This window comes from Acidovorax sp. Root267 (assembly GCF_001429215.1).
Lineage (GTDB): Bacteria > Pseudomonadota > Gammaproteobacteria > Burkholderiales > Burkholderiaceae_C > Acidovorax > Acidovorax radicis.
The window spans coordinates 42,236-55,965 of sequence record NZ_LMJC01000001.1; the positions used below are offsets into that span (position 1 = coordinate 42,236).

Annotated in this window: 8 protein-coding genes; 4 read left to right on the forward strand and 4 right to left on the reverse strand. The window is 65.5% G+C overall.

Annotation, left to right across the window (positions count from 1 at the left end; all coding sequences use genetic code 11):
- Window positions 1-9: 9 nt before the first annotated feature.
- Genes ASE39_RS00200 through ASE39_RS00210 form a run of 3 tightly spaced genes read right to left on the reverse strand, consistent with a single transcriptional unit; the run spans window position 10 to window position 4,495 of the window.
- Window positions 10-1,668, reverse strand: coding sequence for an acyl-CoA synthetase (locus ASE39_RS00200; RefSeq protein WP_057269841.1), 1,659 nt, complete (start codon window positions 1,666-1,668; stop codon window positions 10-12).
- A 49-nt stretch (window positions 1,669-1,717) separates the two neighbouring features.
- Window positions 1,718-3,388: a GGDEF domain-containing protein gene (locus ASE39_RS00205; protein WP_242421330.1), complete on the reverse strand. Its 1,671-nt coding sequence runs from the start codon at window positions 3,386-3,388 to the stop codon at window positions 1,718-1,720.
- A 3-nt stretch (window positions 3,389-3,391) separates the two neighbouring features.
- Window positions 3,392-4,495 carry an extracellular solute-binding protein gene (locus ASE39_RS00210; RefSeq protein WP_082615270.1) on the reverse strand — a complete coding sequence of 368 codons (1,104 nt, stop codon included), beginning with the start codon at window positions 4,493-4,495 and terminating at the stop codon, window positions 3,392-3,394.
- Window positions 4,496-4,555: 60 nt separating this feature from the next.
- Here ASE39_RS00210 and dnaG point away from each other — a divergent pair, with 60 nt between their 5' ends.
- From dnaG to ASE39_RS00230, 4 genes are all read left to right on the forward strand, one after another.
- A complete protein-coding gene (gene dnaG / locus ASE39_RS00215) occupies window positions 4,556-6,625 on the forward strand; it encodes a DNA primase (protein WP_057269842.1) in 2,070 nt (689 codons plus the stop codon).
- A gap of 258 nt (window positions 6,626-6,883) precedes the next feature.
- A complete protein-coding gene (gene rpoD / locus ASE39_RS00220; protein WP_029414108.1) occupies window positions 6,884-9,259 on the forward strand; it encodes an RNA polymerase sigma factor RpoD in 2,376 nt (791 codons plus the stop codon).
- 491 nt (window positions 9,260-9,750) lie between these two features.
- Window positions 9,751-10,770: a tripartite tricarboxylate transporter substrate binding protein gene (locus ASE39_RS00225; RefSeq protein ID WP_057269843.1), complete on the forward strand. Its 1,020-nt coding sequence runs from the start codon at window positions 9,751-9,753 to the stop codon at window positions 10,768-10,770.
- Window positions 10,771-10,842: 72 nt separating this feature from the next.
- Complete coding sequence (locus ASE39_RS00230) at window positions 10,843-12,423, forward strand: methyl-accepting chemotaxis protein (RefSeq protein ID WP_057269844.1); 1,581 nt, start codon at window positions 10,843-10,845, stop codon at window positions 12,421-12,423.
- Window positions 12,424-12,665: 242 nt separating this feature from the next.
- Here the strand turns inward: ASE39_RS00230 and ASE39_RS00235 are convergent, their stop codons facing one another.
- Complete coding sequence (locus ASE39_RS00235) at window positions 12,666-13,700, reverse strand: tripartite tricarboxylate transporter substrate binding protein (protein ID WP_010464102.1); 1,035 nt, start codon at window positions 13,698-13,700, stop codon at window positions 12,666-12,668.
- Between the last annotated feature and the right edge of the window lie 30 nt (window positions 13,701-13,730).

Consider the following 13,730-nt stretch of genomic DNA (forward strand, 5'->3'; position numbering starts at 1 on the left):
GCCGGATGATCAGACGTCGATGGCCGCCGCCGACCCCGCCAGCTTGCGCAGCTCGAACTTCTGGATCTTGCCCGTGCTGGTCTTGGGCAGCTCGCCAAACACCACGGCGCGGGGCACCTTGAAGCCCGCCAGGTGCTTCTTGCAGTGCACCACGATGTCTTCGGGCGTGGTCTGGGCACCGGCCTTCAGCTCGACAAACGCACACGGCGTTTCGCCCCACTTGGCATCGGGCTTGGCCACCACGGCGGCGGCCAGCACGTCGGGGTGGCGGTAGAGCACGTCTTCGACCTCGATGGACGAGATGTTCTCGCCGCCCGAGATGATGATGTCTTTGCTACGGTCCTTGATCTTGATGTAGCCGTCGGGGTACTGCACGGCCAGATCGCCGCTGTGGAACCAACCGCCCGCAAAGGCTTCGTCGGTGGCCTTGGGGTTCTTGAGGTAGCCCTTCATGGCGATGTTGCCCTTGAACATGATCTCGCCCATGGTTTCGCCGTCCTGCGGCACGGGCAGCATCGTCTCCGGGTCCAGCACGCGCACGTCGCGCTCCAGGTGGTAGCGCACGCCCTGGCGGGCATTGAGGCGGGCGCGTTCGCCGATGTCGAGCGCGTCCCAGGCCTCGTGTTTGGAGCACACGGTGGCGGGGCCGTAGACCTCGGTCAGGCCGTACACGTGGGTCAGGTCGAACCCCATCTTCTCCATGCCCTCGATCATCGAGGCCGGGGGCGCAGCGCCCGCCACCATGGCCTTGACGCCCCCTTGTGCGAGGTTCTGCACACCGGCCTTCATTGCATCCGGCGCATTGACCAGCAGGCCGTGCACGATAGGCGCGCCGCAGTAGTGCGTCACGCCATGCTGGCGGATCGCGTCGAAGATGGCCTGGGCGTCCACACGCCGCAGGCAGACGTTGACGCCCGCGCGGGCCGCGATGGTCCAGGGAAAGCACCAGCCGTTGCAGTGGAACATGGGCAAGGTCCACAGGTACACGGCGTGCTTGGGCATGTCCCACTCCAGCACGTTGCTGATGGCGTTGCTGGCCGCGCCCCGGTGGTGGTAGACCACGCCCTTGGGGTTGCCGGTGGTGCCACTGGTGTAGTTGAGCGCAATCGCGTCCCACTCGTCGTCGGGCAGGCTCCAGGCAAAAGTCGGGTCACCCGTGGCGACAAAGGCTTCGTAGTCCGTGCCGCCCAGGCTCTGCGCGGCAGGGCCGTACAGCACGTCCTGCACCTCGATCACGCGGATGGGCGTGGTGCCAGTGCGCAGGGCCAGCGCCTTGGCCACGGTGCCGGTGAACTCGGGGTCCACGATGACGGCCTTGGCCTCGCCGTGGTCGAGCATGAAGGCAATGGCCTCCGGGTCCAGCCGGGTGTTGAGCGCATTGAGCACGGCGCCTGCCATGGGCACGCCAAAGTGTGCCTCCACCATGGGTGGGGTGTTGGGCAGCATGACGGCCACCGTGTCGTTCTTGCCGATGCCTGCCTGCACCAGGGCACTGGCCAGCTGGCGGCAGCGCGCGTAGGTTGCCCCCCAGGTCTGGCGCAGCGGGCCATGCACGATGGCCAGGCGGTCGGGGTAGACCTCGGCCGTGCGCTCGATGAACGACAGGGGGGACAAGGCAGCGAAGTTGGCTTCGGTGCGAGGCAGGTGCTGGTCAAAGATAGAGGTCATGGGTGGCGGATGTGGGTGAACAGATCACAGACTACCTCCCCAGGCTGACTCAAACCCTTCGGCGGCGACTCTGCTTGACACGGTACATCGCCGCGTCGGCGCTGGCCAGCAGCGTGTGCGCATCCTGGGCATCGCGCGGGAACAGGCTCACGCCAATGCTGGCACGCATGGGCAGCGGCTGGCCTTCGATCTGCAGCGGGGTCTCGAAAGCAAGCTCCAGCTTGGCGGCGATCTGCAAAGCGGCGCCCTCGGAATCCACGTTTTCGCACAGCACGGTGAACTCGTCGCCCGCGAGCCGGGCCACGGTGTCGGCCTGGCGCACGGCACCCACGATGGTGTGGGCCACGGCCTGCAGCACCAGATCGCCCACGGCATGGCCCCATGCGTCGTTGACGGCCTTGAAATCGTCCAGATCCACAAACAGCAGGGCACAGTCCCGTCCGCTGCGGCGCGACAGCTCCAGCGCCTGCGCCAGGCGCTGCTCGAACATGCGGCGATTGGGCAGGCCGGTGAGCGCATCGTGGTGCGCCAGATGGGCCATGGCATCCCGGCTGGCGTTGAGCTCCGTCATCTGGCGGCTGATCTGCTGCTCCATGTCCTGAAAGCTGCGCGCCAGCTCGCCCACCTCATCCTCGCGCTGCACGGGCAGCACATCGTGCGAGCGGCCCTGCGTCAGAGCCTGCGTGGCCCGCACCATGGTCTTGAGCGGCTGCGTGACCACGCGCGACACCCACCCCGCCAGTACCACGCCTACAGCGCTCAACACGAGCAGCATCTTGAGGATGCTGTTGCCCAGATTCACCACCTCCCCCTGCACCGCAGCCAGCGGCTGCGAGAGCCCCACCACCATGAACCGCTCTTCTCCCTGGCGCCCGAAAGGCATGCGCACGAACGAGAAGACACGGGCCTCGTCGTCGTCAGTGCCGGGCTGGCTGAGGACCACCTCTTCCTGGCGGCCCTCGACCAGTGCAGCCACGGGCGCAAAGCTGTCCTGGATCAGGATCCGTTGGCCCCGGTCGAACCCGAAGGCCTGGCTGGCGTCCGGGTGCACCAGAAAGTCGCCCCAGCGGTTGCTGAGGAAGAAGCCATAGGGCGCGGGCAATGCCGTGTTGAAATTGCGCAAAAACTGCTGCGCCGCCACACGCACCACCACCACGCCACGCACCTGCCCCCCCCGCACCACGGGCGAGGCCATGCTGAACACGGGCAGCGGTTCGGCATCGGCAGCGCCTTCGTGGTTGATGCCGAACTCCGACACGTAGACCTCGCCCGGCGCCAGCGCCAGGGTTTCAAACACAAAGGGGAAGTGGGCCTTCTCCTGCAGTTCTTCCTCGCTGGCACGTATCCAGGCATCGCCCCTGCGGTCAATACGCACCAGCTCCAGGCCAAAGTCCTGCACACCGATGAAGCGGATCTGCTGGTAGCTCGGGTGGGTGATCAGGCTGGCCCGGAACACATCGGCCAGCACATTCTTGTCCTGCTCGATGGCCGCCACACTGGCCAGAAAGGCCGTATCGCGCGACACGGTGCCGAAACCGGCCTGCATGTGGCGCGCCAGCACCTGCGTGGTGGCCAGCAGCGACTGTTCGGCCCGCCCCTGCAGGCGTACCCGGCTGGAATCAAAGGTGTAGTAGCCCGCCAGAACGGCCGCAAAGACACTGAAGGACGCGAGCAGCACCCCCAGCCGCAGCGCAATGCCCCATTTCATGCGGGTTTTCATGGTTCAGAACCGGTTCGGTCGGTCGCCCGACAGGATGCGCTGCCACAGTTGTGCACGGCGAGCCTCATCTTCCACGGGCTCCAGCCACACGATGGCGCCCGCAGGGGCATCGTCCGACAGCGCGGGCGGTTCGTCGAGGGTGTTGGCCAGCCCCTGGCGCCGGGTCAACTCGCGGCTGACGGAAGGATCGAGCATGTAGTTGATCCACTCGGTGGCCAGCGCCACCTGGGTGGACCGGCGGGTGATGGCCCAGCAGTCCAGCCAGGCCAGCGCGCCTTCGCGCGGCACCACATAACCCACATCCAGTCCCGCATCCCGCAATTGCTTGAGCTGCTGCTGGCCGTAGTTGGCATGCATGACCGCGATGCGGTGTTTGCGAAACAGCTCCAGCGACTCTTCGGGCAGGCTGTAAAACGAGCGCACGTTGCGGCGCAAGGCCACCAGGTCCTTCGCCAGAGGTCCAAACTGCGCAGCGGGGATCTGGAACGGCGGGAGCCCCCGGTGCATCGCCGCCAGGGAAAAGCCGTGGCTGCTGCCATCAAACGCCAGCACGCGGCCCCGCCAGCGGGGGTCCCACAGCACGGCGATGGAGTTGGGGGGCGTGCTGATCTGCTGGCGGTCGTAGATGAGCCCCATCTCGGAATAGGTGTAGGGCATCGCGTACACGTCCGTGCCCTGGGCAATGCCCGCGATGGCATGCAGTTGCCGAAAGCGTGGCAGCTGGCGCCCGGTGTTTGGAATGTTGTGTATGGGCAACGGTGCAAGCAGGCGGCGGGCCACCAGCCGCGAAATTTCGGCCGTGTTGGCGGCCACCAGGTCAAAACCGGCCCCCTGTGGGTTGGCCAGCTTGGCACGCAACACGTCGTCAGAAGCGACAGTGGTGATCTCCACCTTGGCGCCATGGCGCTTCTCGAACACCGCCACGATATCGGGGTCGGCATACCCAGGCCAGGACAGCACACGCAGCACCGGCGCCGCCTGCGCGGCCGTTGGCCACAGGCCTGCCGCCGCCAGCGGCAGCAGCACAGCCACATCCCGGCGCCGCAGCATGTGCTGCGCCGAAGTGCCCGTCCCACCCACCGCCTGCTGCCGCCACGTGACTGCCATGCCGAAAGCCCCGCTTCTGCAATATCTGGTAACAAATAGTTTACGCGGACAATAGACGGTGTGACGATCCCACAGTCTTTCATTCAGGAACTGCTCGCCCGCGTCGACGTGGTCGACATCGTGGGCCGCTACGTGCAGCTGAAGAAAGGCGGCGCCAATTTCATGGGGCTATGCCCCTTCCACGGCGAAAAATCTCCATCCTTCAGCGTCAGCCCCGCCAAGCAGTTCTATCACTGCTTTGGCTGCGGCAAGAACGGCAACGCCATCAGCTTCTTGATGGAGCACGCGGGCATGGGCTTCGTCGAGGCGGTGCAGGACCTGGCCCAGCAAGTGGGCCTGCAGGTGCCCGACGACGACATCTCTCCCCAGGAGAAAGAGCGCGCCGCCGCCGCGCGCCAGAAGCAGGCCACGCTGACCGATGTGCTGGAGAAGGCGGGCGATGCCTACCGCCGCCAGTTGCGCGAATCGCAGCGCGCCATCGCGTACTTCAAGGGCCGTGGCGTCTCGGGTGCCGTGGCCAAGCGCTACGGCCTGGGCTATGCCCCCGAAGGCTGGCGCAGCCTGGCCAGCGTGTTCCCGCACTACGACGACCCGCTGCTGGAAGAAAGCGGCCTGGTCATCGTGGGCGAAGACGGGCAGGACAAGCGCTATGACCGATTCCGCGACCGGGTGATGTTCCCCATCCGCAACGTCAAGGGCGAATGCATCGGCTTTGGCGGCCGCGTGCTGGGCGACGACAAGCCCAAATACCTGAACTCTCCCGAAACCCCGGTGTTCCACAAGGGGCGCGAGCTGTACGGCCTGTTCGAGGCCCGCACCCCCATCCGCGAACACGGCTACGCGCTGGTCACCGAAGGCTACATGGATGTGGTGGCGCTGGCGCAGCTGGGCTTTCCGAACGCGGTGGCCACGCTGGGCACGGCCTGCACGCCCGAGCATGTACAAAAACTGCTGCGCTTTACCGAATCGGTGGTGTTCAGCTTCGACGGAGACGCCGCCGGCCGGCGCGCCGCGCGCAAGGCGCTGGACGGCGCCCTGCCCCACGCCACCGACACGCGCAGCATCAAGTTTCTGTTTCTGCCGGCCGAGCACGACCCGGACAGCTTCATCCGCGAGCACGGCACCGACGCCTTTGCCCGGCACGTGAGCGAGGCTGTGCCGCTCAGCCGCTTCCTGGTCGAATCGGCAAGCGACGGCTGCGACCTGGCCACGGCCGAGGGCCGCGCCCACATGGCCAGCAACGCGCGCCCGTTGTGGTCAGCCCTGCCCGACGGCATCTTGAAGCGCCAGGTGCTGGGCGAACTGGCGGACCTGACCCAGCTCAAGGCCCAAGACCTGGCAGACCTGTGGGGCCAGGCCACGGCGCGCGAGGCACCGCGGTCCTCCTACTCCGGCCACACCAGCGCAGGTAGTGCGCCAGCCCGGCAGGCCCCCGCTGCCTATGATCACGAGCCGCCGTCCTGGGACGCCCCGCCCGACGCCGGCACATGGCCGCCGCAGGGGGAACCGGGCGGAGGATATGACGGCGGATACCAAGGCGGCTACGGCGGCGGTGGCAACGGGAGCGGTGGCCATGGCAGCAGCTACGGCAACAAGCCCCCGTTCCGCAAGGGCGGCGACTGGAAGAGCAACTGGAAAAAAAGGGACAAGGACGCCCCCTGGCCACCCCAGCCCCGCTTGCCACGCACGCCCACCGCCAGTCGCACCGACCATGCCGCGCGCCTGCTGCTGTCGCATATGGCCTTTCTGGAAGAGCTGACCCACGACGACCACGCCACCCTGTGTGCGCTGCAGCCGCCCCATGGCCCGCTTTTTGGCTGGCTGGAGGCGCAGTTTCACGAACACGGCCCCCTAGCCTGGGCCGTGCTGCGCGAGAGCCTGCGCGAGCACGAGTGCGAGGCGCTGGCCGTGAAGGTGATGACGGGCTCGCACGCCCAAACCGAAGGCGACCTGCAGGAGCTGCGCACGGAACTGCGGGACCTGCTCAGCCGCATGCAGATCGAAGACATCGAGGAGCAGCAAAAACTGCTGATGCTGCAAGCCGCCACGGACCCGACCGCCCTGGAGCGCTACCGTGCGCTGGAACAAAAACGCAGGGTTTTGCTGGGAGTGGCTGTCAAGGCCGCTTGAAATCCCGCCAAGCGGTATAATGTAGGGTTAGTTAGCGGCAAGAGCGACAGCAGCACCTCCGAACCGGGCCACCGTGACAAACGCGCACAACCAGCCCAACCATCGCAAGGACTGCACACCAAATGATCGCCCAGACATCTTGCCCCTGAGGGCCTCCCCTCAAAGCGCGAAGCCCTTGTAGCTTTGCGTTGCCACCCGCGCCGGGACCTGAGGCGCTTGCGTTTTCTTTGTGTCCGTTTTTGATCCTGAGGTTGTTCCATGCCCGCTCAAAAGTCCGCGAAGCCATCCAAGTCTGCTCCAGGCCCTGCCGCAAAGGCTGTCTCCAAAACCGCTGCCAAAGCCCCGGCCAAGGCTGCTCCGAAAAAAGCCGCCGCCGCGCCCGCCCCGGTTGCCAAGAAAGTGAAAACTGTGCCTGTGAAAAGTTCTGCCGAGCTGACAAAAGCTGCTGATGAATTGCTGAAGAAGAAGCCCGCAACCGCCAAGGCGGCCGCATCGGACGACGACGAGACCCCCAAGAAGCGCCCCGGCCGTCCTGCCAAGGCCGCAGGTGCCGCAGACGCCAAGGCTGCCCCCGCCAAACGTGGCCGCAAGCCCAAGGCTGCGGCTGCTGGTGGTGACGAAGGCGGCGACGATACCGACCTGTCGGACATCGAAGCCGACCTGGAAGGTGAAGTCGAAGAGACCACCGAAACTGCAGCCACGGTCGAGAAGGTCAAGCCCCTGCGCATGAAGATCAGCAAGGCGAAGGAACGCGCCTTGATGAAGGAATTCGGCCTGGACGAGACCGTCCTGTCCGAAGAAGACATGGCCAAGCGCCGTGCGCGCCTGAAGGCACTGATCAAGCTGGGCAAGACCCGCGGCTACCTCACGCACGTTGAAATCAACGACCACTTGCCCGACAAGCTGGTCGACGCCGAAACCCTCGAAGCCGTCATCACCACGCTGAACGACCTGGGTGTGGCGGTGTACGAGCAGACGCCCGACGCCGAAGCGCTGATCATCACGGACAACGCCCCCGCCGGCGCCACCGAAGAAGAAGCCGAAGAAGCCGCCGAAGCCGCCCTGTCCACCGTGGACTCGGAATTCGGCCGTACCACCGACCCGGTTCGCATGTACATGCGTGAAATGGGCACCGTGGAGCTGCTGACCCGCGAAGGCGAAATCGAGATCGCCAAGCGCATCGAAGGCGGGCTGATGGCCATGATGGAGGCGATCAGCGCATCGCCCGCCACCATCGCCGAGATCCTGAACATGGGCGAAGACATCCGCGAGGGAAAGGTCGTCATCTCGACCATCGTGGACGGCTTCTCCAACCCCAACGAGGCCGACGACTATGTGGCCGAAGAAGACTTCGACGAATTCGACGAAGCCGATGACGACGACGGCAAGGGCGGCTCCAAGGCGCTGACCAAGAAGCTCGAAGAACTCAAGAAGCAGGCGCTGGAGCGCTTTGACAAGCTGCGCGAGCTGTTCGAAAAAGTGCACAAGGTGTACGACAAGGAAGGCTACGGCACGCCCGCCTACGTCAAGGCGCAAGCCGCTTTGTCGGCCGAGCTGATGACCATCCGCTTCACCGCCAAGACCATCGAGAAGCTGTGCGACATGGTGCGCGGCCAGGTGGACGACGTGCGCAAGAAGGAGCGCGAGCTGCGCCGCATCATCGTGGACAAGTGCGGCATGCCGCAGGAAACCTTCATCAAGGACTTCCCGCCCAACCTCTTGAACCTGCAGTGGGTCGAGAAGCAGGCCAACGCCGGCAAGCCCTGGTCGTCCATCATTGCGCGCAACATCCCGCCCATCCAGGACCTGCAGCAAAAGCTGATGGACCTGCAGTCGCGCGTGGTGGTGCCGCTGACCGAGCTCAAGGGCATCAACAAGCGCATGAACGAAGGTGAAGCCACCTCGCGCGATGCCAAGAAGGAAATGATCGAGGCCAACCTGCGCCTCGTGATCTCCATCGCCAAGAAGTACACGAACCGCGGCCTGCAGTTCCTCGATCTGATCCAGGAAGGCAACATCGGCCTGATGAAGGCCGTGGACAAGTTCGAATACCGCCGCGGCTACAAGTTCTCGACCTACGCCACCTGGTGGATCCGCCAGGCCATCACCCGCTCGATCGCCGACCAGGCGCGCACCATCCGTATCCCGGTGCACATGATCGAGACGATCAACAAGATGAACCGCATCAGCCGCCAGCACTTGCAAGAGTTCGGCTTCGAGCCCGATGCGTCCATCCTGGCGGCCAAAATGGAGATCCCGGAAGACAAGATCCGCAAGATCATGAAGATCGCCAAGGAGCCGATCTCCATGGAAACGCCGATCGGCGACGACGACGACAGCCACCTGGGCGACTTCATCGAGGACGGTGCCAATACCGCCCCCATCGAAGCCGCGATGCAGGCCGGCCTGCGCGACGTGGTCAAGGACATCCTGGATGGCCTCACGCCCCGCGAAGCCAAGGTGCTGCGCATGCGCTTCGGTATCGAGATGACCAGCGACCACACGCTGGAAGAAGTGGGCAAGCAGTTTGACGTGACCCGCGAACGCATCCGCCAGATTGAAGCCAAGGCGCTGCGCAAATTGAAGCACCCCTCGCGCTCGGACAAGCTGCGCAGCTTCATCGACTCGCTGTAATTCCGGCGCTGCCCACGACACGCTGAATCCATACAGCCGTTCAGCCCGACGCCCTGCCCCGCCATTGCGGAGCAGGGCGTTTTTCATGGCGGGCCACGCGGGCCGGGCGTGTTTACCCTGATACTCTCGACAGCAGACTGACAGCTTGGATGGTGACCATTGCCATCACATTCCATCAAGAATGGGGAGACTTCCATGCAGCAGTATCCACCGCCCCTTCTGGGAGTCTGTCGGACTTGGAGTGTCGAACGCGAAAACCGTAGGTTTCACCAAAATTGGCCCCAGCGAGGACAGTTTTTGCCGGATTTGCAGCCCCATAGCCCGGCTATGGGGCAAAAAGACGGTGGAAAAATGGACCGCTGCGGTCAATTTTCAGCCGACGATTTCCAAGTCCGACAGGCTCCTGAAAACGGTTGCGCAACGAAGTCGGCCGTGCTGTCCGGTTGCGTGAAGGACATGCTTCCCATCCCTGTGTTTTCACGAGGTACACCATGACCCCCATTGACCGCCGCAAGGCACTCGCCCACGCTGTGCTCGCAGCAACGGCGTGGACCACATTCACCCCAGCCGCCTGGTCACAAGCCAACACCACGGCAGGCCGTGCCGCACCAGCCAAGCCCCCCAAACTGGCGGGCACCCTGCGCATCGTGATCCCCGCCAACCCGGGCGGTGGCTGGGACCAGACGGGCCGGGCGCTGGGCGCAGCCCTCGCCGCCGTGGGTGCGGCGGACCAGATTGAGTACGAAAACATCGGCGGCAAGGGCGGAACCATTGGCCTGGCCAAGTACGCCGAGAAATACGGCAACGATGCCAACACCCTGCTGATGGGCGGCATGGTGATGGTGGGCGCAGTGGCACTGCAAAAGCCCGCTGTGGACATGACCCACATACAACCCCTGGCACGGCTCACCAGTGACTACCTGGTGGCAGCCGTGGCAGCCAAGTCCCCCATCAAGAACACCAAGGATCTGGCCGACGCCATGCGCGCCGACCTGCGCGCCCTGCCGGTGGCCGGCGGCTCGGCTGGCGGGGTGGACCACATCTTCGCCGGGGTGCTGGCCCGAGCATCAAAGGCCAAGCCAGAAGACCTGGTCTACAAGCCTTTCCCCGGCGGCTCCGAAGTGGTGGATGCCCTGGTGTCTGGCAGTGCGGCCATGGGGCTGTCGGGCTACAGCGAATTCAGCGATGCGATTGCGGCGGGCAAGCTGCGCGCCATCGGGGTGTCGTCCCGCCGCAGCGCCTTCGGCCTGCCCTCCTTTCGCGAGCAGGGGCTGGACGCCACCATGGCCAACTGGCGAGGCGTGTTCACCGGCAAGGGGGTGCCAGCCTCCCGCATGGCCGAGATGCTGGCCGCCGTGGAGGCAGCCACCGCCCATGAATCCTGGCTGCGCACGCTCAAAAGCAATCGTTGGGAACCCTCTTGGCTGACGGGCAAGGATTTGGCAGAGTTCATGGAACTGGACCTCACCACGGCGCGCGTCATGGTGTACCTGCTCAAGCTGAAGGCTTGAACCACTCCCTGAGTCGCTTCGCGCTGCTGCGCTTGTTCACTCCAGGGGAATTCCGCCTCTAAGGAGCCGCTGATGAAAATGTCCAACCACTCCATCGGCGCACGCATGGCGACCGCGCTGGGCCTGGTGCTTGCGCTGCTGCTGGGCGCCGCGCTGTTCGGCATCGCGGCCCTGTACCGCAGCCTGGGCACCTACGAGACCACGGTGCAGGAGCGCGTAGCCCAGGAACGCGCGCTGAGCCGCATGGAAAATGAGTTCAAGACCCAGGTGCAGGAGTGGAAAAACACCCTGCTGCGGGGTGAGGATTCGCGCAAGCGCGAGCTGCACTGGGCGGCGTTCCAGGCCAGTGAGAAGCGCGTGGCCGACGCCGCCAAGGCGCTGGAACCCCAACTGACCGACGCCCAGGAAAAGGCGGCGCTGCAGAAATTCACCCAGGCCCACGCCCAGATGGCGCAGGGCTACCGCAAGGGTTTTGAAGTGTTCCAGTCGCTCGGCTTCGTGCCCTCTGCGGGTGACGCGGACGTGGCCGACATCGACCAGGGCCCTGCCAAGCTGCTCACCGCACTGAGCGAGCAGGTGGCCGCCAGCAGTGCAGCCATTGCCGAACAGGCGGCGCTGAATGCGCGGCGTGCACTCATCAGCAGCCTAGTGGCACTGGCACTGGTCACCGCCCTGGGCGGCTGCGCGGGCTGGCTGCTCACGCGGTCGGTGGTGCGCCCGCTGCGGGTAGCGGTCTCGGTGGCCAACAAGGTGGCGGCGGGCGATCTGACCACGACCATTCTGGTCGACGGCAAGGACGAACCCGCGCGGCTGCTGGAAGCCCTGCGCACCATGCAGGAGAACCTGGAAAACGTGGTGTCGGGCGTGCGCAGCAACGCCGAGGGCGTGGCCAGTGCCAGCGCCGAAATTGCCCAAGGGAACGTGGACCTGAGCATGCGCACAGAAGAGCAGGCATCGTCGCTGGACGAAACCACGTCTTCAATGCAGCAACTGCAGGCCACCGTGCAGCAGAACGCCTCCAACGCCCAACGCGCCAGCGAGCTGGCCCGCAATGGCGCATCGGTGGCCCAGCGCGGGGGCGATGTGGTGACGCAGATGGTGACGGTGGTCCAGGGCATCCAGGACAGCTCACGCCGCATTTCCGACATCATTGGCGTCATCGACAGCATCGCGTTTCAGACCAACATCCTGGCGCTCAACGCCGCCGTAGAGGCTGCGCGCGCAGGCGAGCAGGGGCGCGGCTTTGCCGTGGTGGCCAGCGAGGTGCGCAACCTGGCCACCCGCAGCGCCAGCGCAGCGCGCGAGATCAAGGCGCTGATCCAGACCAGCGTGGAGCGCGTGCAGGCTGGCTCCGACCTCGCCCGCAATGCGGGCAGCACCATGGGTGAAGTCGTTTCCTCAATCCAGGGCGTGAGCACGCTCATGGACGAGATCAGCCAGGCCAGTGCTGCCCAGACCTCCGACATGCTGCGCGTCACCCAGGCCATTGTGCGCATGGACGAAACCACCCAGCAAAACGCCGCGCTGGTGGAAGAAAGTGCTGCCGCAGCCGGCAGCCTGAGCGGCCAGGCCCGCCAGTTGGTGGAGGCCGTGGAGGTGTTCCGCCTGCGTGGCAGCCACCGCACCCTGGCACTGCCACCTGCGGCACATTGAATGCGTACCAGGGATGTACAAACCTGGTTGCTACATTTTATATAGCAACAAAACGATTCCTAATAAGCGCTAGGCACCAATTTTTTTAGTTTTCCAGTGCTGAAACGGCGGATCTCTCCCATCCAAGGACCTGGGCACCGCCGACGAAACTGGCGCAGCCCAGGCGCAGGACGCCCTGCCAGGGCCCCCGCAGCGAAGCGAGCGCGGGGGAAGGCGCGCAGCGCCCCAGACGGGGATGTTCTCTAATCTATCTTGAGCCCGGACTGCTTGACCAGCTTGGCCATGCGCGCCACTTCGGTCCGAAAGAAGGCCGTGGTCGCCTCCGGGGTGGTGCCTTGCAGTTGGTAGCCCTGCGCCAGCAAGGCGTCTCGTGCCTCCGGCACCGCCAGGGTGGCCCGCACCGCCTGGTACACCCGTTCCGTTTCCGCCTTGGGCAAGCCCGCCGGCCCCACCACGGCCACCCAGCCGTCCAATGCGTACTGCGCCAGCCCCTGTTCGGCGATGGTGGGCAGGTCGGGCAACAGCGCTGAGCGCGTGGTGGACGACAGCCCGATGGCCTTGAGCGTGCCAGCCTTCACATGTGGCACGGCCACGGCCACCGCGATGAACGCCAGCTGGATCTGCCCGCCCAGCACATCGGCCGTCAGCGGCCCCATGCCCCGGTAGGGAATGTGCTTGATGTCCACCTGCGCTTCATGCACGAACATTTCCGCAGCAAGGTGCAGGATGGTCCCGTTGCCGGACGAGCCATAGTTGAGCGCCCCGGGCTGCGCCTTGGCCAGCGCGATGAGTTCGCGCACGTTCCTCGCGGCCACCGAGGGATGTGCCACCAGCACGAAGGGCGTGGCGCCGATCACCGTGATGGGCGTGATGTCGTCCACCGCGTCGTAGGGAATGTTCTTGAACACGCTGGGGTTGACCACGTGGTTGTTGGACACCATGCCCAGCGCCGACCCGTCCTTGGTGCCCTTGACGATCATCGACGTACCAGTGATGCCCCCCGCGCCGGGAAAGTTCTCCACCACCACCGGGCGCCCCAGCGCCTTGCCCAGGCTGGGCCCCAAGGCGCGGGCCACGCCGTCCACCCCCGAGCCTGCGCTCACGGGCAGGATCATGCGGACCGGGCGGTCGGCTGCCTGGGCCCAGGCAGCCGAGGGCACTGTTGCACTACCGGCGAGGCTGGCCAGGGCAGCCAGCAGCGCGCTGCGCCGCCGCAGACCCGGGGGTTGCAACGGGCTTGCAGGGAGGAAGGCAGGGAGTGGGCTGTCGTGGTGCATGGCGTTTGTCTCCGTCGTTGTATTCATTCA

Excerpts from the sequence above, each read along its gene's own strand:
- ASE39_RS00225 (WP_057269843.1), top strand. The coding sequence starts at position 9,751 with ATGACCCCCATTGACCGCCGCAAGGCACTCGCCCACGCTGTGCTCGCA.
- ASE39_RS00205 (WP_242421330.1), bottom strand. The coding sequence starts at position 3,388 with ATGAAAACCCGCATGAAATGGGGCATTGCGCTGCGGCTGGGGGTGCTG.
- ASE39_RS00230 (WP_057269844.1), top strand. The coding sequence starts at position 10,843 with ATGAAAATGTCCAACCACTCCATCGGCGCACGCATGGCGACCGCGCTG.
- rpoD (WP_029414108.1), top strand. The coding sequence starts at position 6,884 with ATGCCCGCTCAAAAGTCCGCGAAGCCATCCAAGTCTGCTCCAGGCCCT.
- ASE39_RS00200 (WP_057269841.1), bottom strand. The coding sequence starts at position 1,668 with ATGACCTCTATCTTTGACCAGCACCTGCCTCGCACCGAAGCCAACTTC.
- ASE39_RS00210 (WP_082615270.1), bottom strand. The coding sequence starts at position 4,495 with ATGGCAGTCACGTGGCGGCAGCAGGCGGTGGGTGGGACGGGCACTTCG.
- ASE39_RS00235 (WP_010464102.1), bottom strand. The coding sequence starts at position 13,700 with ATGCACCACGACAGCCCACTCCCTGCCTTCCTCCCTGCAAGCCCGTTG.